Origin of the sequence: Paenibacillus sp. O199 (assembly GCF_001636635.1) — a bacterium.
GTDB lineage: Bacteria > Bacillota > Bacilli > Paenibacillales > Paenibacillaceae > Paenibacillus > Paenibacillus marchantiae.
In genome coordinates, this window is sequence record NZ_LGRP01000014.1 from 78,487 (window position 1) to 100,555 (window position 22,069).

The window sequence follows — 22,069 nt, forward strand, 5'->3', positions numbered from 1 at the left end:
GTGAGAGCAAGTAACCAAGCCAAGGTTATGTGTTGTCTCAAACGACAACGTAGTACATTATATCATAGTTGCCCAGACAAAGTAAATGTAAACATGTATTTTGTCCTGAGCCTTACGATAATAGGCGGGCGGCGGTTAATGCATCTTCACGAATCTGACTGATCAAAGCATCAATCGAGTCAAATTTTCGCTCTGCACGAATGTAGTGAACGAGATCAACCTTTAATTCCTGGTCATATATCTGCCCATCAAAATCAAGCAAGTGCACCTCAAACGTAGGTTTCATCCCGTTTTCGTGAAAGGTAGGTTTCACACCAAGGTTCATGACGCCACGCAGTTCTTGCTCCCCATACTGCACACGAACAGCGTAAACACCTTTCGCTGGCGTAACATAATGATCCGTAAGTTCAAGGTTAGCGGTAGGGAAACCAATGGTCCGCCCACGCTTCTCTCCATGAATTACGATTCCCCTGATGCTGTAAGGTCGTCCGAGCCATTGACTGGCTTCGTCCATTTCTCCACGCTTCAACAGGCCACGAATGAGAGAACTGCTTACCTTCTCGCCATTTAACAGGAATGGAGGCACAGTCTCCACCGTCATTTCGCCTTCTCCCAATGTGCGAAGAAGCTGCTCATCCCCTGCTCCCTTGTGACCGAAGCGGAAGTCAAAACCAACTACCGCTGTTCGAGTCTGAAGCGGAAGCAGCAGATCATGTGCGAATTGCTGCGGCGTCAACCTTGAGAACTCCTCATTGAATTCGACCACGTAGAGCACGTCTACACCCATCCCTGCCAGGATGTCTTCTTTATCTCTCAAGGGAGTTAGATAACCCTCGTAATCCCCTTTGCGCATAACTTCCTTCGGATGAGGATGAAAGGTCATCACCGCTGCCTGCATGCCCGTTTCGCGTGCAATGCGGACAGCTGACAAAATGACACTTGCATGTCCGAGATGCAGCCCGTCAAATTGACCGATCGCGAGCACTTGGGGATGTGTGCCCTGAACAGCCGATTGTAACGTCTGCGGATAGGTTAGCATTACGGTTTTCACAATCATTCACCTGCATTTCACTTGATAGGCCAGGCTTGAGTACCACCACTCAAACCAGGAACCTCTTTATTCCGGCAAAAAGACTTTAACAGCTCTCACCGTTGCTTTCAATTCATCCCGCTCAAATATCCCCAGAAACGTCCCATCCTGATCATATAACCGCAGTAGACCAGGTTGTTCTGCAGGCGGTTCGAGCAAACGCGCCGATAATTTCTGGCCCTGAAGTGCTCCCTTGGTCTGATCCGCACCCACCGTATGAGCCGGAATGGAAGAGATGGCTTCATCAACTGGAATCAACACCTCGGCTAACGTTCCATCGATCATGCGTTGTTCCACTTCTTCAAAATGAAGGCAATGATCAGCAGAAATCCCAGCCGATATCGTACGCTCCAGGTGTAGCATGGTGGACGGATATCCCAATTTTTTGCCGATATCCACGCATAACGTTCGAATGTATGTCCCTTTGGAACATAAAGCACGGAACGATATATCCGTAGTGTCGCCTTGATTCTCAATTCCTGTCAATTCCAGCTCATAGATCGTAACTTCCCGACTCTTGCGCTCTACCGTTTTTCCTTCACGAGCTAACTCGTAAAGACGTTTCCCATCCACTTTGACTGCAGAATACATAGGTGGAACCTGTGAGATGGTGCCCAGGAATTGCTCCAGCACCTGCTCAACCTGCTCCTGTGTCACCTTAACAGCCGTCTCCGACCGCTCAATAACTTCACCTGTCATATCCTCCGTGTCAGTAGACAGACCCAGTCGTAGCGTTGCCAGGTATTCCTTGGGAAGCTCCTGCATGTACTCCACCACACGTGTTGCACGTCCTAGGCAAAGCGGTAGTACGCCAGTAACTTGCGGGTCCAAAGTGCCTGTATGACCAATACGTTTCATTTTGAGAATGCGACGCATTTTGGCCACAACATCATGAGAAGTAAATCCCGCTGGTTTATACACCGGAAGTACACCTTCAAATGGTTTTACCATTGAGCATTCACCTGCTTCAGCACTAGTTCCACGATATCTTTCAACTTGCCCTCTACGCGACATCCAGCTGCGAGTACATGTCCGCCTCCACCAAAGTTCTGTGCAAGCGAGGCAACATCAACTTTACCAGCTGACCGGAGAGATACTTTCACCGCATTATCATTGATTACTTTAAAAAAGATGCCCACTTCCACACCTTGAATGTTACGTGGGTAATTGACTACCCCTTCAAGATCTTCATTAGCTGCACCACAAGCAATCATGTCTTCAGGTGTAATGACCACCCAGGCAATCTTGCCATCGTCAGACATTTGCAGGCTTGAGAGTGCCTGGTTCAATATACGGACTTGTGGGAGCGTAACCTGCTCAAGCAAAATCTGTGCAAGATAAGGTCCATCCACACCATGTTCAAGCAATTTGGATGCAGTGGTCATCACATTAGGACTCGTATTCGCATAGCGGAATCCACCTGTATCTGTTAGCAATCCTGTATAGACTGCTGTAGCCACATCTTTATTCCACTTCACTGGGAAAAGATTGAGGAAATCAAACAGAATTTCAGCCGTTGCTGCTGCGTCTGGCTTAATGATGTTTACTGTTCCATACGCGTCATTGGTCGGATGATGATCAATATTTAAAATGACAGCATCTTCTTCGAAATAATGACGAGTCAGGCCTACCCTGGAAAAGTCTGCACAATCCACACAGATAATCGCCTTATATTTCCGCGCCGGTGGTTGTTCGGTCATGTTCACGATCTTGCCAGCTTCCCACAGAAAATTCATGCGTTGTGGAATTTCACCTTCATTAATCATCGTGAATGTCTTGCCCAGACATGACAGCAGCCAGCCCACCGTTACCGTCGAGCTGACTGCGTCACCGTCCGGCTGTACATGCGACACGACCAGGTAATCATCATGCTCCAGCAGAAATTGCTTTCCGTCCTGAAGCGCCTGTTCATAAGTGTGCATTGCCGTCTCCTTTATTCTGTTACTGGGATTCGTTCTTGTCGGTACCGATATCACCAAGCAGCTTCTCAATTCGGCTGCCATATGCAATAGATTCGTCAATCTTGAATATCAACTCGGGAACATGTCGAAAACGGATACGCTTGCCCAGTTCTGAACGCAAAAATCCATTTGCTTTTGCCAGCGCTTTAAGCGAATTATCCTTTTGTTCCTGTTCACCGAAGACACTCAGATAAACTTTGGCTTGCGACAAGTCGCCTGTCACTTCGACTCCCGTTACGGTAATAAAGCCGATACGAGGATCTTTCAGTTCAGACTGGATAAGCAGACTTAATTCTTTCTTGATCTGCTCGCCCACTCTACCTGTACGAATCTTAGCCATTGTTGTTCACCTCATGCTTCCTTGCTTATCGTTGTACTGTCTCCATAATGAAGGCTTCGATAACGTCGCCTTCTTTGAGATCATTGTATTTATCCAGCGTGATACCGCACTCGTAACCTTGGGCTACTTCTTTGGCATCATCTTTATAACGTTTCAGGGAATCCAGCTTGCCTTCGTAAAGGACGATGCCATCACGAATCAGACGTGCTTCCGCGGAACGCGTAATTTTACCGGAGGTAACCATACATCCAGCAATGGTACCGACTTTACTAATGGAGAACGTGCTACGAACTTCAGCATGACCGATTACTTTTTCTTTGTAAATCGGATCAAGCATACCTTTCATCGCTTGTTCAATTTCTTCGATAACGCTGTAGATAACGCGATGCAGACGAATGTCTACTTGCTCTTGATCTGCAGTCGCTTTCGCCTGATTATCAGGACGAACGTTGAAACCAATCACGATGGCATTGGATGCTGCAGCCAAAATGATGTCAGACTCTGTGATTGCACCAGCGCCGCTATGAATAATTTTCACGCGTACACCTTCAACTTCGATCTTCGCAAGGGAACCTTTCAATGCTTCAACCGAACCTTGTACGTCACCTTTGATGATTACGTTCAGATCTTTGATTTCACCGTCTTTGATGTGTTGGAACAGATCATCCAATGTCACACGTGTATTTGTACCCAAATCGGATTCACGTTGTGTAATGGCACGTTTGTCGGCGATAGAACGCGCTTTACGCTCATCTTCAAACACCATAAACGGATCTCCCGCACCTGGAACTTCAGTCAGACCAGTAATTTCTACAGGTGTTGAAGGTCCAGCTTCTTTTAAACGGCGACCTTTGTCATTTACCATCGCACGTACGCGACCGAAGCAGTTACCTGCAACAAAAGCATCTCCGACTTTCAGTGTACCGTGCTGTACGAGAATACGGGCAACTGGGCCACGTCCTTTATCCAGCTCGGCTTCGATCACTGTACCACGGGCACGTTTGTCCGGGTTTGCTTTGTACTCATTCACTTCTGCAACGAGCAGGATCATTTCAAGCAGACCTTCTAGACCGATTCTTTGTTTCGCCGAAACGTTAACAAAGATGGTGTCGCCGCCCCACTCTTCCGGAACGAGTTCATAGTTGGTCAATTCTTGTTTTACTTTATCCGCATCTGCACCCGGCTTGTCAATTTTGTTGACAGCTACGATAATTGGCAGCCCAGCAGCTTTGGCATGGTTAATCGCCTCAACGGTTTGTGGCATAACACCATCATCTGCAGCTACAACAATAATTGTAATATCCGTAACCTGTGCTCCACGTGCACGCATAGCAGTAAACGCTTCGTGACCTGGTGTATCTAGGAACGTAATTTTTTTGTTGTTAATTTCAACTTGATAAGCACCGATATGCTGCGTGATACCGCCTGCTTCTCCGCCCGTTACATTCGTTGAACGAATCGCATCAAGCAATGTTGTTTTACCATGGTCAACGTGACCCATGATCGTAACTACCGGAGGACGAGACTGCAAATCAGCAGGATCATCATTCTCTTCAAGTGTTTCGAAGCGGTCATCTTCAAGGACAATTTTCACTTCAACCTCAACACCGAACTCTCCAGCAAGCAGCAGGATTGTTTCGATATCAAGCTCTTGGTTAATCGTTGCCATTACACCCATCGCAATGAGTTTTTTGATAACTTCGGAAGCATCTTTATGGAGCAACTTCGCTGTTTCACCAACAGTCATGTCACCACGTACGATGATTTTCTTAGGTGTGTTATCAATTTTCTCACGTTGTTGGTACTGTTGTTGATTTCTGTTGCGATTGTTCTTACCGCCACGATTACCGCGGAAGTTGCCGCCACGGTTATCGTCATAACGACGTCCACCGCCACCGCTGTTCGAACGGTTGCCGCTATTATTGTTGCTGTTGCCGGAATTACCTTGGCCGCCTCTGCGTTGGCCTTGTCCTGAGCTCTGTCCTTGGCCACCAGTACGGTTGCCGCCAGTGCCAGTGTTGCCACTGCTAGTCGGTCCTGCGCTTCTTGTTTGACCGCCACCGCTATTCGATGGACGTTGACCTGTACTTTGCGGACGGGATGCTGTACTGCTTTGTCCACCTTGAGCTGGTCTTGGACGATTACTTGATTGTCCTCCTTGGCTTGAGCCTTGGGAAGAGTTCGTTCTGTTGCGGCTGTCTTGGCCGCTAGGTCTTTGGGAGCCATTGTTATTGTTGGAATTTGGTCTATTGTTCATACCTACCTGCTTTTCCTGTTGTATTTTTGTTTGTACGGGACTACCGGATGGGTTACTGCTATTCGGCGTGTTCACTCCGCCGGCCGGCTTGTTGCTGTCCACTGTTTTGTCACTGCGCACTGACGAAGTAGCAACGGATTTTGCTTCGTTACTTTGTTTGGAAGCGGCAGTGGATTTTATATCTTTAAAAAATTGTTCCACCTTACCGACTGAACCATTCTCCATGACACTCATATGATTGTTTACGGGAATATCCAGCTTTTTAAGAATGGTTATAATTTCTTTACTACTCATATTGAGGGACTTCGCATATTCATAAACTCGCAATTTATCCTTGTTTTCCTGTTTACTCAATATACTCCACCTCCGACATTATACCGACTTGCTTGGAGATCATTTTTGCAAACCCTCGATCCGTTACTGCAAGAACAACCCGCGTTTCTTTACCGATACTTGAACCCAGACTATCCCGGTCAAATCCGATCACCAGTGGAACTTTATATGTCCCGCATTTGTCGCGAAATTTCTTTTGTGTATTGGCCGAGGCGTCACCCGCAACAATAACCATTTTAGCTTCGGAAGAACGGATCGCTTTAAGTACAATTTCTTCACCTGTCACAAGTTTGCCTGCACGCATGGAGAGTCCCAGATAAGACAATGTTTTATTATTCATCATGTTCACGCTCCTGTGCTGCTATGAATTCGTCCTCTACCGCAACGAAATCAGCTGCCAATTGCTCATAAATTTCCGGTGAGACTTTGCCCTTTAGCGCCCGATCCAAAGACCGGTTTTTGAGTGCAAGCTTAAAACAGGACTCTTTGCCGCATAAATAAGCACCACGTCCGGACTTTTTGCCAGTCAAATCGATCAGCACTTCATCCTCTGGCGTTTTAACGATACGGATCAGCTGCTTTTTGGGCATCATTTCCTGACACGCCACACATTTGCGCAGCGGTACTTTTTTAGTTTTCATACGTTAGCGCCCCCCCGTGCTTTACTTTAGTCGACGGAGACGGAATCTTGGTGCATTTCCGAAGAAGAATCTTTCTCTCTGCCGAATTCCTGTTCCGCCTGGCTCTCGCTCTTAATGTCGATTTTCCAGCCGGTCAGTTTGGCTGCCAATCGGGCATTTTGGCCTTTAATCCCAATGGCGAGGGACAGCTGATAGTCAGGAACAATAACCCGAGCCATCTTTTCTTCCTCGAATACTTGAACTTCCAATACTTTGGAAGGACTAAGTGCATTAGCCACATATTCGTCTACCTGATCGGAGAAACGAACGATGTCAATTTTTTCACCGCGCAGCTCACCCACAATGGTCTGCACGCGGATTCCCTTAGGACCTACACATGATCCAACCGGATCAACTTCCTCATTGCGGGAATGAACAGCAATCTTGGAGCGGAAGCCCGCTTCACGTGCGACGGAGCGAATCTCAACCACACCATCGAAAATTTCAGGTACTTCCAGTTCAAAGAGACGTTTCAACAAGCCCGGATGTGTACGGGACAAAATGATTTGCGGCCCTTTGGTCGTATTCTCGACCTTGGTGATGTAAGCTTTAATACGGTCACCATGAACAAACTTCTCGTTCGGCATCAATTCGGTCAGCGGCAATGCCGCTTCGATTTTGCCCAGATCGATGTAGATATTGCGCAAATCCTGACGCTGCACCACTCCCGTAACGATATCTTCTTCCTTATCAACGAAAGCGTTGTAGATCAGGCCGCGTTCGGCTTCACGAATCCGCTGGGTCACTACCTGTTTGGCAGTTTGTGCGGCGATACGTCCGAAATCACGCGGCGTAACTTCAATCTCCGCAATATCTTCCAGCTGGAAGTGTGGGTTGATCTCGCGTGCAGCAGGCAATGAAATTTCGGTACGTGAATCCAGGACTTCTTCCACGATCAATTTGCGGGCATACACCCGGATAACACCCGTATTGCGGTTCATGTCAACACGCACATTCTGGGCGGTGTTGAAATTACGCTTGTAGCTGGAGATGAGTGCTGCCTCGATCGCTTCAAACAGCACGTCCTTGCTGATCCCTTTTTCCCGCTCCAATTCATTCATTGCTTCAATAAAATCCATACTCATGAATGTTGATCCCCCTTTCAAACATGGCATCTCATACGTAAAACGGCGAAAGGCTCTAGACTCATGAGCACCTTGCCGTTATCGTGAGATGTGTCTTTTTTCATTAATAAGTGAACAAGGCACTTAAAACAGAATGGCCAGGCGCGCACTCGCAACCTTGTCATAAAGAATGGCATGCTGTTTCTTGCCTGCTTCGATCACAAGTTCCCCGTCATCAAAGGAAAGCAGCTTGCCTTCAAATTCCTTTATTCCATTTACCGGCTCGTAGGTTGTAACAAATACATTTTTACCTACGGATTTGGCAACGTCCTCTGGTTTTTTCAGTGGACGCTCCGCACCGGGAGAAGACACTTCAAGGAAATAGATGGTCGGAATCGGATCGTTCTCATCCAGCTTGGCGCTTAGCTTTTCGCTGATCAAGACACAATCATCGATGTCGATGCCACCCTCTTTGTCGACATACACCCGTAAAAACCAGTTGCTGCCTTCTTTGACGTATTCGATGTCAACCAGCTCGAAGCCTTGTTCGTTCAAGTAGGGTTGGATCATTTCTTCCACGGTAGATTTAATGTTCGTTGTGCTCAAAACCGATAACCTCCAACTTAGGTTACACCAGCAAATAATGACTGGCAATTTCTTCATTACCCAAGATTCTTGTATACCAAAGACTAAAGAGTGGGTTTCCCCACTCTTTAGAAATTCGTACTATCTCGTTCACTTCAAAAATTATAACATAGTCTGGTAATAGTGACAAGTAAGCGATCACTCAGCCATTTTAACTACTAATGAAGAAAAATTTACGTAATCACATCAAAGACCATAAATGGGTACTCAAAATGTCATTTTAGAACAAGGATAATTGATTGCTTTCCGGCAAACCGCGGAAGCATCCCATGCTCGTCAGCAATTCAACAATTGTTTTACTTGCTTTGGACTTCTGCTGGAAATCTTCAATCGAAAGGAATTCTCCATGCTCTCTTGCCGCAGCGATATTGCGTGCAGCATTATCCCCGATTCCTCCCAGGGCCGAAAACGGAGGAATAAGTGAATTTCCGTCAACAATAAACTTCGTCGCTTCCGAACGATACAGATCAATCGGCTTGAGCGAGAATCCACGTGCTGCCATTTCCAAAGCCATCTCAAGGACAGGCAGCATATTTTTTTCTTTTGGCGGTGCCTGGAAACCTAATTGTTCAATCTCTACGATCTTCCGATAGATAGGCTCATAGCCCTGACATACCAGTTCAATATCAAACTCATCCGCACGAACTGTGAAGTATGTCGCGTAGTATTCAATTGGGTGATACAGCTTAAAGAAAGCTGTACGTACTGCAGAGATAACGTAAGCGGCTGCGTGGGCCTTTGGAAACATGTACTGGATTTTAAGACAGGAATCAATGTACCATTGCGGCACTTTGCAATTTTTCATCTCATCAATCCATTCTTGCGGCAAACCACGTCCCTTACGCACACTCTCCGTAATTTTAAAGGCAAGACTGGCGTCCATGCCTGCTTTATAGATCAGGAACAACATGATATCATCCCGGCAACCAATCACCGTTTTGATGTTACAAGTTCCATTTTTAATTAGATCTTGTGCGTTACCAAGCCATACCCCCGTACCATGAGACAATCCAGAGATCTGGAGTAGATCGGCAAAAGACGAAGGCTGGGATTCGATAAGCATCTGACGTACAAACTTCGTCCCCATCTCTGGTACACCAAAAGTGGCAACTGGTGAACGAATCTGCTCTGGCGTAACGCCGAGTGCCTCGGTAGAGTTGAACATGCTCATAACCTTAGGATCATTCATCGGAATGGTCGTTGGATCGATACCTGTCAAATCCTGCAGCATCCGCATCATGGTTGGATCATCGTGCCCCAGAATATCGAGTTTTAGTAAATTCTCTTCAAAGGCGTGATAGTCAAAGTGTGTTGTTTTCCACTCCGCATTAACGTCATCCGCCGGGAATTGTACAGGCGTTACATCTTCCACTTCAATATAATCCGGTACAACAACAATACCACCGGGATGCTGTCCTGTACTACGTTTAACCCCGGTACAACCGGAGGCCAAACGGTTAAGTTCTGCTCCGCGCCATTTCTTATGATGTTCTTCCTCATATTTCTTGGCAAAACCAAATGCTGTTTTCTCAGCTACCGTACCAATTGTGCCCGCACGGAACACACTCTTTTCGCTGAAAAGCACCTTCGTATAGTTGTGGGCATGCGGTTGATAATCACCCGAGAAGTTCAAGTCAATATCGGGAACCTTGTCCCCTTTAAAGCCAAGGAAAGTCTCAAACGGAATATCCTGCCCTTCGCCTTTTAACCGGCCTCCACAATCAGGGCATTCTTTCTCAGGAAGGTCAAATCCACTCGGCACACTGCCGTCGAGGAACCACTCACTGTGCTTACACTCCGGATTCACACAAATATAGTGTGCTGGCAACGGATTAACCTCGGAAATGCCTAGGAAAGTAGCAACTACAGACGAACCAACCGATCCCCGGGAGCCGACTAGGTAGCCGTCCTGATTCGATTTTTTAACCAAACGTTCTGAGATCAGATAGTTGGCAGAAAAACCGTATTTGATGATTGGATTCAATTCTTTCTCCAGTCGTGCCACAATGACTTCCGGTAGTTCCTCACCATAAATCGACTTGGCAGTATTATAGCAGGTATTACGGATTTCATCGTCCGCACCTTCCAGAATCGGGGTGAACAGCTTGTCCGGGAACAACTTGATTTCCTCGAACCGATCCGCCAATTCAACCGTATTCGTAACAACGACTTCGTAGGCTTTATCTTGGCCCAGGTACTGGAACTCTTCCAGCATTTCATCCGTCGTTCTTAGGTGAGCATCGGGTTTACGTTGATCTTTGAGTGGGCTGAACCCTGTAATTCCGTGAATGGTGATATCCCGATATAGCTTATCGCGCGGTTCCAGATAATGCACGTTACCTGTGGCTATTACCGGTTTCCCCAATTTTTGACCAATGTCAACAACTTTACGAACAGCGAGCTTCAATTCCTCTGGTGTAGCCACCAGCCCTTTGTCCACCAAATGCATATACATTGTCAGAGGCTGGATTTCCAGAATGTCATAGAAATGCGCTATCTCTTCCGCCTCTTCAAGCGATTTGTTTAGCACAGCCTCGAAAAACTCACCTTTTTCACAACCGGATAAAATAATGAGACCTTCACGCAAATTGATCAGCTTCGACTTTGGAATACAAGGCACCCGTTTGAAATGCTCCGTATGGGAAAGTGATACCAGTTTATAAAGATTCTTTTTACCAACATCATTCAAAGCATAGATGCCGCAATGGAATGGACGCGTGTTAGAGAGATCAACTCCGACATAATCGTTAAGCCGATCAAGCATGGTCAGGCCTTTCATCTGGGCGGCATCATTAACCAATCCATTCAGTATACCTGCGAGCGCAATCGTATCATCAATCGCCCGGTGATGACTTTCCAGTGCTACTTTATATTTATCCGCCAGCGTATTCAGACGGTGGTTCTTCATTTTTGGATATAACAACCGTGCCAATTCCAACGTATCGAGGACAGGGTTCAGAAGCTCAGGCATACCAAGCTGTTTCAGCGAAGCCTGAATAAAGCCCATATCGAATCGCGCATTATGCGCAACCAATACGCCATCTCCGGCAAACTTCACAAAATCACGGATAACCGGTTCTAGCTCAGGTGCATCCTTCACCATTTCATCGTTAATGTTAGTCAACTGCTGAATGTTATATGGGATGCGCTCATGCGGATTTACAAACGTAGCAAAGCGGTCAATTTCTTTACCGTCCTCTACCTTCACAGCCGCAATTTCGATAATCTTGTTCTGGGTTACAGACAGACCTGTGGTCTCAATATCAAAGACGATATATGTCGCTGATTTGAGTTCCAATGGCTGTGGTGCCAGTACAACAGCAACTGAATCATTCACCACATTGGCCTCAAGGCCGTAGATCATTTTAATTCCGTTTTTCTTGGCCGCTTTGGATGCCTCCGGATACACCTGCACACCGCCATGATCACTTACGGCGATAGCCTTGTGTCCCCATTCCGCTGCAGTCTTTACGTATTTGTCGATCGAAGTTACGGCATCCATTGTACTCATTGTGGAGTGCAAATGGAACTCAACCCGTTTCTCTGCTGCATTATCCTTACGGGATGGTGGTGCCTTTACTTCTACCAAGTCTGAAGGAATCATGGCAAGTTCCGGAATTTGCATAAACCGGTCGTATTCTACACGGCCACGCACTTTCACCCATTTTCCATTGGCTAGTAGGCTCAGGATTTTGACATCCTCTTTTGTTTTGGCAAACATCTTCATTTGCATGGAATCTGTGAAATCCGTCAGATAAAAAGTAAACAAGGTATTCCCGTTCCGCAATTCCTTGCGATCCAGACCGAAGACCGTTCCCTGCAACGTAACCTTTTTCTCTTCATCTTGAATTTCCTGCATAGGTACAGGTGGTTCCTTGATCTCATATCCCATCTGTAAGCGAACATCGCCCTGTTCTTCCTCTTCAGGCATTTCGGAGTCCACTTCACTCATCATCTGTTCGATAACTTGAAGCTCTTCTTCCCGCTTCTTGAGCTGGAATTGTTCCATTGCCTCTTTGTTGCTTTCAACCTCACCAACCAGCAATTTGACCCGCAAGGGAAGTTGAAAATACTTATCGTAAAAAGTAGTTATAGCCTGATCGATCTGCTTCTTCTTCGCGAGCTCCATCGACATGGCATCACTCATAGTCAATTGCAGCAGATCCGCTTCACATTCGAACTTGGTACGATTCATCCAACCATTAACAGATGGAATCTCCCGTGTAACCCACTCAAGGAACAAGTTCCAATACTCACTGACAATATCACCAATCTCGACCTGCTCACTATATTTGAAACCAAACGTAATCTTGGAAATATGATTCATTTTCTCCTGAATGTGCAGGCAAAATGTTCGATAGATTGGAGCAGGAACCAAGGTATCCTTTGCAATCACAATAGTCCAGTCGCGGTTGCTACGGCTTGTCTCCACCCGTTCAATCCATCCATCCAAAAAGTAGGGCTCTATTAGGCCAGCTGGAAGCTCCGTCTGTTTCATCAACAACTCAAATCGTTTTCTCTTCTCCTCGAATCCACTCATCGTGTTCCTCCTTGTACCCCCTTAAAACAGGAAAAGCCTCTGCATTCAAAAATGTCCCCGATCCGAACCCGCACCGACTCATTTTATCCGACAGAAGCTCTCCATTCCTTACTCTTACAGTCCGTATGTGCCGTTATATAAATTGAACAAAAAGATATTTACACTTACCACTCCGATAACAGAACAACCTTCCGATCGCTGTTATCCCCAGATTTTTTGATTCCCTTTTACAAAGGGGAAAATCCGGGGATAAAGGCGCAGCGTATGCTTCCGATGTAGCTTTCTTTCAGAAAGCTTTTAGCTCCGCTTCTTCAGGTTATTTCTGTTCTCTACGTTCTCATGTAAATGTTTAGTTCAATCTATATAGTCAGGTTATCCTGACTTAATACGCTCTTGCAAACACTACCGTGTGTTTCGCTTGTTCACCACAAGCCAAGCACGTATGCTTTTCTTCCGCAGGCTGGAACGGAATGTTCCGGCTTGTTGCACCTGTTACTTCTCTTACTTTATCTTCGCAAGCTTCTGAACCGCACCATCCAGCCAGTGTGAACCCGCGTTTGTTCTCCATCAGTTCCTTCATCTCATCAAGCGTATCTACAGAGTAGAAGTTGTCCGACATAAACGTGCGAGCACGTTGCAGCATATCGGCTTGCACTTGAGTCAGCATAGTCTGGATTTCTTCCACCAGATTTGCTTGTTCAACGACTTTCTTCTCTCCCGTAATCCGGGAAACGAGAACACACACACCGTTCTCCATATCACGCGGGCCAATTTCGAGACGAATCGGAACACCACGCATCTCATATTCGTTGAATTTCCAGCCTGGACGAACATCACTGCGATCATCCATTTTCACACGAATTCCCGCTTGTTTCAGTTCAGCGAACAACTCGTCCGCACGGCCTACAACGGCATCACGTGTTTTTGGCGGTCCAATTGGAATCATGACCACTTGTGTTGGTGCAACTTTAGGAGGAAGAACCAGACCACGGTCATCCCCGTGAACCATGATTAACGCACCGATCAGACGTGTGCTTGTTCCCCATGAAGTGGTGTGAGCCAGTTCCAACACATTGTTGCGGCTAAGATACTGGATCTCAAATGCTTTTGCAAAATTCGTACCCATATAATGAGAAGTTCCGGCTTGTACCGCACGTCCATCCTTCATCATCGCTTCGATGGAGAAGGTGTCTACAGCACCTGCAAATTTCTCGGATTTTGTTTTCTGACCTGTAATGACGGGAATCGCCAGATATTCTTCCACAACTTCGCGGTAGATTTCAAGCATTTTCATCGTCTCTTCACGTGCTTCTTCTTCTGTCTCATGCGCCGTATGGCCCTCTTGCCACAAGAACTCGGTTGTGCGAAGGAAAGGCAGTGTTCTCTTCTCCCAGCGAACCACGTTCGCCCATTGGTTGATCAGCACCGGCAAGTCACGATACGACTTAATCCACTTGGAGTACATGTGACCAATGATGGTTTCCGAGGTTGGGCGGATCGCCAGACGCTCTTCCAGCTTTTCTCCGCCGGCTTCCGTTACCCAAGGCAATTCGGGATTGAAGCCTTCAACATGTTCTTTTTCTTTTTGGAAAAAGCTCTCGGGAATGAACATCGGGAAGTAGGCATTACGATGACCCGTTTCACGGAAACGACGGTCCATCTCATCCTTGATATGCTCCCAGATTTCGAAACCGTCTGGTTTGAAAACAATACAACCGCGTACGGGTGAATAGTCCATGAGATCAGCTTTTTTAATAACATCAATGTACCAGCGTGAGAAATCCTCGCCCTGAGGTGTAATTTCAGTCACGAACTGTTTATCATTTTCCTTTGACATAAGACTCCAGCGTCCTCCCATAACGACTATCTCTGAATAGTCAGAGCGTAGTCAAACCATAATTATCCGTTAATTAATCGTAATATATCATTGTATGTTACTGCTAGCATCAGTACAAACAACATCGCGAAGCCGACAAAATGAACCATGCCTTCCCGGTTGGGGTCAACAGGTCTGCCTCGCAGACCTTCAATTCCGAGGAATACAAGACGGCTTCCGTCTAGCGCAGGAATCGGCAACAGGTTGAAAATACCGAGGTACAGACTCAGAATAGCTGCCCATCTCGTCAACTGTTCAATACCCTGCTTCGCAATTTGGCCTGTTACTTCAAAAGTACGCACAGGACCACCAATATCATCCATGTTAAACTGATTGATCAAATGTTTGAAGCCTTCAAAGATTACTCTGGTTGTATCGACCATCGCTATCCCTGACACTTTAAAGGTTTCTACAAATCCAACAGATCGGGTTGGCAGTGTTGGCACAATTCCGACCTTACCGCCTTCTTGACCTTCTACTGCACGAGGTGTGATCGTTATATTAAACGTTTCATTCCCCCGACGCAGTGTCCATTCCATCGGTTTGTCTTTGGAATCGGCAATCATCGTCACCATTTTTTGAGAATCCGTACCAATAGCAGTACCATTGATCGTCTCAATGATATCTCCCTTTTGCAAATTCGCCTGGTAGGCAGCTCCACCTTCAAGCACTTCACCAATTTCCAGATTTTTCGGATTCTCAACTGGAACCCCAGCCATTTGTGCATAGACTGCAAATAAAACAAATGCCAGGATGAAATTCATGAGTGGTCCGGCAAAAATCGCCATTGCCCGCTGACCCACCGTTTTACTGCCAAATTGGCGATCTTTCGGTGCAATCTGGGTTTGTTTTCCACGACTAACCAACATCGCTTGCGGATGTATCCGGTACTGCTGAATTTCACCATCCACATCGAGTTGCAATTTCAATGCATTCTCCATATCAATAGAGATCACTTCACCACGAATTACATTTTTGCGATTATCCAATTGATCGAGGTAGATCATTTTGACTTGGTCATCAGCCGACCTTACTGCAATGGTCTGACCTTCTTGAATTTCTACCAGTTCCGGGTCTTCCCCAGCCATACGTGCATATCCGCCAAAAGGCAGCAAACGCAGTGTGAACTGGGTCTCGTTTCTTTTATATGAGAACAATTTGGGACCAAAACCGATCGCAAATTCCCGTACAAGAATACCGGCGCGTTTGGCAAAATAATAATGTCCCCATTCATGAACCGTCACGATGACAAAGAACATGAGCACCGTTAGAAATACCACTTGTATGGTTTCCAATCCCTATCCATCCTCCTTCACGGCACGAACCGCAGTCTGTCCCTTTAGATTATCATTATTCTCTGATGCCGCACAAGAGAATCACTTCTTCCATTTTATCTTGAAAAAAGAGATTACAGACTGAACGCAAGTTGACGGCTCTCCTGATCACATCTTGCGATTTCCTCCAGATCAGGCTCGTCCACATTGCGGTGTGCTTCCAGCACAGAAGCAATAATATCCTCTATTTTAAGGAACGAAATCTCTTTACGCAAGAAACGCGCTACGGCAACCTCGTTGGCTGCATTAAACGCCGTTGTTGCGGTTCCCCCCATTTTACCACACTCGTATGCCATTCTTAAACAAGGGAACCGTTCCATATCCATCTCACGGAAATGCAGCTTGCCCACTTGCGTTAGGGAGAGACGTTGTGAAGGCGATGGTAAGCGGTCTGGATAGGTCAGTGCATACTGAATGGGAACGCGCATGTCCGGATTGCCAAGCTGCGCAATAATGCTCGTATCATTAAACTCCACGTAGGAATGAATGATGCTCTCCGGGTGAAGCAATACATCAATCTGATCATAACTTAGTCCAAAAAGCCAATGCGCTTCAATAACTTCCAGACCTTTATTCACCATCGTTGCAGAGTCTATCGTGATCTTCGATCCCATGGACCAATTCGGATGTTTGAGTGCATCTTCTACAGTAACTTCCTTTAGCTGTTCACGAGTCAAATCACGGAATGATCCTCCAGAGGCCGTAAGTGTAATTCCCATCACACGTTCACGAGGTTCACCATTCAAGCATTGGAAGATAGCCGAGTGCTCACTATCCACAGGCAGAATCGGTACCCCTTTCGCAGCCGCTCTGGCAGTAACAATATGTCCTGCTGTAATTAGCGTCTCTTTGTTAGCCAGTCCGATCTGTTTGCCTGCATCAATAGCAGCCAGGGTCGACTCAAGCCCAACACTTCCCATTACAGCAGTAACAACGGTATCTGCATCCGTTCCGGCAGCAACTTCAACCAGTCCTTCTTTGCCATAAAAAAGCTGTGTTTCGACAGGTAAGTGCGGTGCCACGGTCTCTGCTAACTCTTTTGAGCCAACTGATACCTTTTTGGGTCGATAACGCTTTGCTTGCTCAATCAGCACCTCTATATTGCTCCCAGCAGCCAGTCCCTCTACTTGAAAGCGTTCGGGATGCATATCGACTACATCCAGTGTCTGAGTTCCAATGGAACCGGTTGACCCGAGAATCGCAATTTTTTTCATGCTGCACCTCATCTTTATTTATCCAATGCCTATGACGAATAGTTCGTCATATGGCTTGTGCTCATTTTTAATAGGGCAGAAGCATTAGTATATGTACGAATGGAAAAACGACAATCCAGCTGTCGCATCGATCCAGAATACCGCCATGCCCCGGGAGCAAAGTGCCGGAATCTTTGATGTTATACACACGTTTGTAAGCAGATTGAATCAGATCTCCCATTTGTCCTACAACCGCGCATGCAATTCCAATCCATACCGCTCTTTGCCAAGACAACAAGCCGTCTGACACCAATGCAAAAACAACAGAAGTGACTACCGCGATCACAACACCACCCAGTGCACCTTCCACCGTTTTGTTAGGACTGATCGACGGCCAAAGTTTGTTCTTCCCGATAAGTTTCCCTACAAAATATGCACCTGCATCACTTGCCCATATGGAGCCCAGAAGCAGAAACGTCCAGAACAACCCATGATGCAAATGTCTCGATTCCGCGATGTAATAAAAACCGATCCCAATATACATTACTCCAAGAAAGAGCATGGCAACAGTGTTTACAGGAATCTTGTTTTTAGTTACCACAGAGGCCGTCATTAATACAAGCATCACAAGCCATCCGATCTGGAATAACGTTAGTGGTCTGGCTTCCCAAACCATTTCCCAAGGAAACACAATCGCAAAGATACCTGCATAACCGATTAGGGCTACACCTGAAAAAGGCTGTACCCCGGTCATTTTTACAAATTCATAATAACCGATGAGAGCCATAAGCAGTACCAAGCCATGGTACCAGGGTCCGCCCAGCATGCAAAAACCCAAAAACAATACACCTGCTATGATTCCTGTCGTTAATCGCTGTTTCAACGGCTTCATCCTCCATCTATTTCAAACCGCCGTAACGCCTTGTTCTGCGCTGATATTCGGCTACTGCTTCAAGCAAATGCTTTTTGCCAAATTCGGGCCAGTATATATCCGTAAACCATAATTCGCTATATGCAAGCTGCCAAAGCATGAAATTGCTTAATCTCAACTCTCCGCTCGTCCGGATCAGCAAATCCGGATCAGGCATATCTCCAGTGAGCATATGTCTGTCAATGAGTTCAGGCGTAATGTCGTCTGCCGATAGTTCCCCCGACTTTACCTGCAGAGCGATCTGTTTGACACAGTCCGTCATTTCGCGACGACTTCCGTAGTTCATTGCAAAATTCAAAACAAGCCCTGTGTTATGTTCCGTAAGACGAATAGCTTCACGCAAAGCATTAATAGTATGGGAAGGCAAGTGCTCCTCCTGGCCCATCATGCGGATCCGTACATTTTTTTCTATAAGCTCATCCAGCTCTATCGCCAAAAATTCTTGCGGAAGCCGCATCAGAAAATCCACTTCTTCTTTTGGACGCGTCCAGTTTTCTGTCGAAAAAGCGTACATCGTCAGATATTTGATGCCCAGTTCATCCGCCGCGATGGTCGCACGTTTGACCGCCTTCATCCCATTCTGGTGGCCAGCTATTCGTGGGAGACCCAAACGTTTCGCCCATCGTCCATTGCCGTCCATAATGATGGCGACGTGCTGCGGGATATTATCCTCGGATATAGTCAGCGTTTCCTGCTTGTCAGCCCCATTCCACCACGACCGAACCCGTTTGATCATTCCTGTTCCTCCAAAATCCCTGAAGTTTCTTCACCTGAAGCTTGGAAAAAGAGACAAAACCCCACCGTATTGGAGGGGCTGCGCTTGTCTTACACTTCCATGATTTCTTTTTCTTTGGCAGCGAGTACCTTATCGACTTCAGCAATAAACTTGTCGGTCGATTTTTGGATATCGTCCTGATGTCTCCGGGATTCATCCTCGGAAATGTCTGACTTCTCCATTTTCTTAATGTCATCATTCGCATCACGGCGAATGTTACGAATCGCTACTTTACCTTCTTCACCGAACTTCTTCGTCAGCTTCACAAGTTCCGCTCTGCGTTCTTCCGTCAATGCCGGAATAGACAAACGGATCATGCTACCATCATTGGCTGGAGTAAGACCCAGATCCGATTTCATGATGGCACGCTCGATATCACCCATGGAAGATTTGTCCCAAGGTTGAATCATCAGTGTACGGGAATCCGGAGTACTGATATTAGCGAGTTGATTCAATGGCGTCATAGCCCCATAATACTCTACCTGAACTCGGTCCAGAAGAGCTGGAGTTGCACGGCCTGCACGCAAAGTAGCCAGGTCACGACGCAATGCTTGAATTGCTTTTTCCATACGCTCTTCGGCATGTTGTTTAACCGCTTGTGGCATTAATCTACACTCCCTTTAACGATTGTTCCGATACGTTCACCCAGAACAACACGCTTGATGTTACCTTGTTCCGTAATGGCAAATACGATCAACGGGATGTTGTTGTCCTTACAAAGCGAGGATGCCGTCGAATCCATTACACCAAGGTCTTTGTTAAGAATATCCATGTAAGTCAACTGATCAAATTTCACAGCTGTACTGTCCTTAAACGGATCTGCTGAGTATACACCATCGACTTTATTTTTGGCCATCAAGATAACTTCTGCTTCAATCTCCGCTGCGCGCAGTGCTGCTGTTGTATCCGTGGAAAAGAACGGGTTACCTGTACCTGCTGCAAAAATAACAACCCGGCCTTTCTCCAGATGACGAATAGCTCTACGACGAATATAAGGCTCTGCAATTTGTTGCATGGCAATCGATGTCTGTACGCGTGTAGGCACTTCAATCTGTTCCAGTGCATCTTGCAGGGCGAGCGAGTTCATAACCGTCGCCAGCATCCCCATATAATCGGCAGTTGCTCTATCGATGCCGTTTTCGCTACCGGCAATTCCGCGCCAGATGTTTCCGCCGCCGCATACGATAGCAACCTGTACACCTAGTTCAACTACTTCTTTTACTTGCTGGGCAATCGACGAGATCGTCTCTGCATCAATACCGTAGCCATTTTGACCGGAAAGAGACTCTCCGCTGACCTTTAAGACAACACGTTTAAATACTGGCTGTTCCAATTATTCACCCTCCACTTTGAATTGAACACCCTCGATGTTCAACCAACAAAACTCCTCGCGCATGGCCTCCTGCTTAAAAAGAAAGGAACACAGTTGTGTTCCGCTCTTTTAGGAAAAACGTTTAACCGGTAAGGCACTGTTTTCCTGAGATATAAGGGAGTTTACGCTTCGAAGTTTCATCATTCTTATATCTTCGAAAATCAATCCTGCTTGCCGGTTTAGTAAAACCGTCTTATTTGTTTACTTGGGACATTACTTCTTCTACGAAGTTGTCTACTTTTTTCTCAAGACCTTCACCCAGTTCGTAACGAACGAAACGACGGATGGAGATATTTTCACCAATTTGGCTGATTTTTTCGTTCAGCAATTGGGAGATCGTTTTGTCTGGATCTTTAACGAAAGTTTGTTCCATCAGGCAGTACTCTTCGTAGTATTTACCGATACGGCCTTCAACCATTTTTTCAATGATTTTCTCTGGTTTGCCTTCATTAAGAGCTTGAGCTTTCAGGATTTCTTTTTCTTTTTCCAGCTCATCTGTAGGAACTTCTTCGCGTTTAACGAATTTAGGATTAGCTGCAGCGATTTGCATAGCTACATCTTTAACGAAATCCTTAAATTGATCCGTTTTACCAACGAAGTCAGTTTCACAGTTAACTTCAACCAAGACACCAATGCGTCCACCAGCGTGGATGTAAGATTCTACAACGCCTTCAGTTGCTGCACGGCCTGCTTTGCTTGCTGCTGCAGAAAGACCTTTCTCACGCAACAATTCAGCTGCTTTTGTTACATCACCGTTTGCTTCTTCCAGTGCTTTTTTACAATCGAGCATACCAGCGCCCGTTCTTTCGCGAAGTTCTTTTACTGCACTCGCATTAACTGCCATTATAAATTCCCTCCAACATTAAGTATTGTACGTACACTCTAAAAAAAGGGCAGTGAGAGGTTATCCACCTGCCAACCACCCTTTTCATTTAGTTTATAACATATGTTCGAATCTATTAAGCGGAAGTTTCTTCGCCTTGGTTAGCTTCGATTACTGCGTCAGCCATTTTACCTGTCAGCAATTTAACAGCGCGGATCGCGTCGTCATTACCTGGGATAACATAATCGATCTCGTCCGGATCGCAGTTAGTATCAACGATACCTACAATTGGGATACCCAATTTGCGAGCTTCCGCAACAGCGATACGCTCTTTGCGTGGATCGATGATGAACAGGGCGCTTGGCAGGCCTTTCATATTTTTAATACCGCCCAAGAATTTCTCCAGACGATCTTTTTCTTTGCGAAGCAAGATTACTTCTTTTTTAGGCAATACAGCGAATGTACCGTCTTCTTCCCAAGCTTCCAACTGTTTCAAACGATCAATACGTTTTTGAATAGTTTGGAAGTTAGTCAGGGTACCGCCGAGCCAGCGTTGGTTAATGTAGAATTGACCAGCACGTTCAGCTTCTTCTTTAACGGAATCTTGAGCTTGTTTCTTAGTACCCACGAAAAGAATTTTACCATTCTCTCCTGCGATTCCTTTAACGAAATTGTAAGCCTCTTCGACTTTTTTCACCGTTTTTTGCAAATCGATGATGTAAATTCCGTTTCTTTCAGTGAAGATATAACGATCCATTTTTGGGTTCCAACGACGAGTTTGGTGACCGAAGTGTACCCCAGCTTCGAGAAGCTGCTTCATGGAGATTACTGCCATCTTCACACACCTCCTAATAT

General features: G+C 46.1%; 19 protein-coding genes. All 19 read right to left on the minus strand.

Annotation, left to right across the window (positions count from 1 at the left end; translation table 11 throughout):
* Positions 1-112 precede the first annotated feature (112 nt).
* Positions 113-1,051, minus strand: coding sequence for a bifunctional riboflavin kinase/FAD synthetase (locus tag A6049_RS20115; protein WP_063566432.1), 939 nt, complete (start codon positions 1,049-1,051; stop codon positions 113-115).
* Between the two features lie 66 nt (positions 1,052-1,117).
* Entirely contained in the window at positions 1,118-2,041 is a 924-nt protein-coding gene (gene truB, locus A6049_RS20120) for a tRNA pseudouridine(55) synthase TruB (RefSeq protein ID WP_063566374.1), read from the minus strand.
* Positions 2,035-3,012: a DHH family phosphoesterase gene (locus A6049_RS20125; protein WP_063566375.1), complete on the minus strand. Its 978-nt coding sequence runs from the start codon at positions 3,010-3,012 to the stop codon at positions 2,035-2,037. Before A6049_RS20125 ends, truB begins: the two co-directional genes overlap by 7 nt.
* A gap of 19 nt (positions 3,013-3,031) precedes the next feature.
* Positions 3,032-3,391 carry a 30S ribosome-binding factor RbfA gene (rbfA, locus tag A6049_RS20130; protein ID WP_063566376.1) on the minus strand — a complete coding sequence of 120 codons (360 nt, stop codon included), beginning with the start codon at positions 3,389-3,391 and terminating at the stop codon, positions 3,032-3,034.
* A gap of 25 nt (positions 3,392-3,416) precedes the next feature.
* On the minus strand, positions 3,417-6,002 hold the full coding sequence (gene infB, locus A6049_RS20135) for a translation initiation factor IF-2 (protein WP_063566377.1): 2,586 nt from the start codon (positions 6,000-6,002) through the stop codon (positions 3,417-3,419).
* Entirely contained in the window at positions 5,995-6,324 is a 330-nt protein-coding gene (locus A6049_RS20140) for a YlxQ family RNA-binding protein (protein ID WP_029880929.1), read from the minus strand. The genes infB and A6049_RS20140 overlap by 8 nt, the downstream gene beginning before the upstream one ends.
* On the minus strand, positions 6,314-6,622 hold the full coding sequence (gene rnpM, locus A6049_RS20145; RefSeq protein WP_053783828.1) for an RNase P modulator RnpM: 309 nt from the start codon (positions 6,620-6,622) through the stop codon (positions 6,314-6,316). Before rnpM ends, A6049_RS20140 begins: the two co-directional genes overlap by 11 nt.
* 26 nt (positions 6,623-6,648) lie before the next feature.
* A complete protein-coding gene (gene nusA, locus A6049_RS20150; protein WP_063566378.1) occupies positions 6,649-7,746 on the minus strand; it encodes a transcription termination factor NusA in 1,098 nt (365 codons plus the stop codon).
* A 123-nt stretch (positions 7,747-7,869) separates the two neighbouring features.
* Positions 7,870-8,331 (minus strand): ribosome maturation factor RimP, encoded by a 462-nt coding sequence (rimP, locus tag A6049_RS20155; RefSeq protein WP_062326086.1) that lies wholly within the window; start codon positions 8,329-8,331, stop codon positions 7,870-7,872.
* 259 nt (positions 8,332-8,590) lie between these two features.
* Entirely contained in the window at positions 8,591-12,910 is a 4,320-nt protein-coding gene (locus tag A6049_RS20160) for a PolC-type DNA polymerase III (RefSeq protein ID WP_063566379.1), read from the minus strand.
* A 382-nt stretch (positions 12,911-13,292) separates the two neighbouring features.
* Complete coding sequence (gene proS, locus A6049_RS20165) at positions 13,293-14,747, minus strand: proline--tRNA ligase (protein ID WP_063566380.1); 1,455 nt, start codon at positions 14,745-14,747, stop codon at positions 13,293-13,295.
* A 62-nt stretch (positions 14,748-14,809) separates the two neighbouring features.
* Entirely contained in the window at positions 14,810-16,081 is a 1,272-nt protein-coding gene (gene rseP, locus A6049_RS20170; protein WP_063566381.1) for an RIP metalloprotease RseP, read from the minus strand.
* Between the two features lie 113 nt (positions 16,082-16,194).
* A complete protein-coding gene (locus tag A6049_RS20175) occupies positions 16,195-17,334 on the minus strand; it encodes a 1-deoxy-D-xylulose-5-phosphate reductoisomerase (protein WP_063566382.1) in 1,140 nt (379 codons plus the stop codon).
* A 67-nt stretch (positions 17,335-17,401) separates the two neighbouring features.
* Positions 17,402-18,196 carry a phosphatidate cytidylyltransferase gene (locus A6049_RS20180; protein ID WP_063566383.1) on the minus strand — a complete coding sequence of 265 codons (795 nt, stop codon included), beginning with the start codon at positions 18,194-18,196 and terminating at the stop codon, positions 17,402-17,404.
* A gap of 16 nt (positions 18,197-18,212) precedes the next feature.
* Positions 18,213-18,980, minus strand: a complete 768-nt coding sequence (locus A6049_RS20185) for an isoprenyl transferase (protein WP_063566384.1) — start codon at positions 18,978-18,980, stop codon at positions 18,213-18,215.
* A gap of 89 nt (positions 18,981-19,069) precedes the next feature.
* Positions 19,070-19,624, minus strand: a complete 555-nt coding sequence (gene frr, locus A6049_RS20190) for a ribosome recycling factor (RefSeq protein WP_063566385.1) — start codon at positions 19,622-19,624, stop codon at positions 19,070-19,072.
* A complete protein-coding gene (gene pyrH / locus A6049_RS20195; protein WP_024630245.1) occupies positions 19,624-20,352 on the minus strand; it encodes a UMP kinase in 729 nt (242 codons plus the stop codon). The genes frr and pyrH overlap by 1 nt, the downstream gene beginning before the upstream one ends.
* A 232-nt stretch (positions 20,353-20,584) precedes the next feature.
* A complete protein-coding gene (gene tsf, locus A6049_RS20200) occupies positions 20,585-21,235 on the minus strand; it encodes a translation elongation factor Ts (protein ID WP_017689154.1) in 651 nt (216 codons plus the stop codon).
* Between the two features lie 115 nt (positions 21,236-21,350).
* Positions 21,351-22,049, minus strand: coding sequence for a 30S ribosomal protein S2 (gene rpsB, locus A6049_RS20205; protein WP_017689155.1), 699 nt, complete (start codon positions 22,047-22,049; stop codon positions 21,351-21,353).
* Between the last annotated feature and the right edge of the window lie 20 nt (positions 22,050-22,069).

What these genes read in the sequence shown, in the direction of transcription:
- truB (WP_063566374.1), bottom strand. Translation starts at nt 2,041, where the DNA reads ATGGTAAAACCATTTGAAGGTGTACTTCCGGTGTATAAACCAGCGGGA.
- A6049_RS20125 (WP_063566375.1), bottom strand. Translation starts at nt 3,012, where the DNA reads ATGCACACTTATGAACAGGCGCTTCAGGACGGAAAGCAATTTCTGCTG.
- rpsB (WP_017689155.1), bottom strand. Translation starts at nt 22,049, where the DNA reads ATGGCAGTAATCTCCATGAAGCAGCTTCTCGAAGCTGGGGTACACTTC.
- proS (WP_063566380.1), bottom strand. Translation starts at nt 14,747, where the DNA reads ATGTCAAAGGAAAATGATAAACAGTTCGTGACTGAAATTACACCTCAG.
- frr (WP_063566385.1), bottom strand. Translation starts at nt 19,624, where the DNA reads ATGCCACAAGCGGTTAAACAACATGCCGAAGAGCGTATGGAAAAAGCA.
- A6049_RS20185 (WP_063566384.1), bottom strand. Translation starts at nt 18,980, where the DNA reads ATGATCAAACGGGTTCGGTCGTGGTGGAATGGGGCTGACAAGCAGGAA.
- A6049_RS20140 (WP_029880929.1), bottom strand. Translation starts at nt 6,324, where the DNA reads ATGATGAATAATAAAACATTGTCTTATCTGGGACTCTCCATGCGTGCA.
- rbfA (WP_063566376.1), bottom strand. Translation starts at nt 3,391, where the DNA reads ATGGCTAAGATTCGTACAGGTAGAGTGGGCGAGCAGATCAAGAAAGAA.
- A6049_RS20160 (WP_063566379.1), bottom strand. Translation starts at nt 12,910, where the DNA reads ATGAGTGGATTCGAGGAGAAGAGAAAACGATTTGAGTTGTTGATGAAA.
- rnpM (WP_053783828.1), bottom strand. Translation starts at nt 6,622, where the DNA reads ATGAAAACTAAAAAAGTACCGCTGCGCAAATGTGTGGCGTGTCAGGAA.
- nusA (WP_063566378.1), bottom strand. Translation starts at nt 7,746, where the DNA reads ATGAGTATGGATTTTATTGAAGCAATGAATGAATTGGAGCGGGAAAAA.
- tsf (WP_017689154.1), bottom strand. Translation starts at nt 21,235, where the DNA reads ATGGCAGTTAATGCGAGTGCAGTAAAAGAACTTCGCGAAAGAACGGGC.
- A6049_RS20175 (WP_063566382.1), bottom strand. Translation starts at nt 17,334, where the DNA reads ATGAAAAAAATTGCGATTCTCGGGTCAACCGGTTCCATTGGAACTCAG.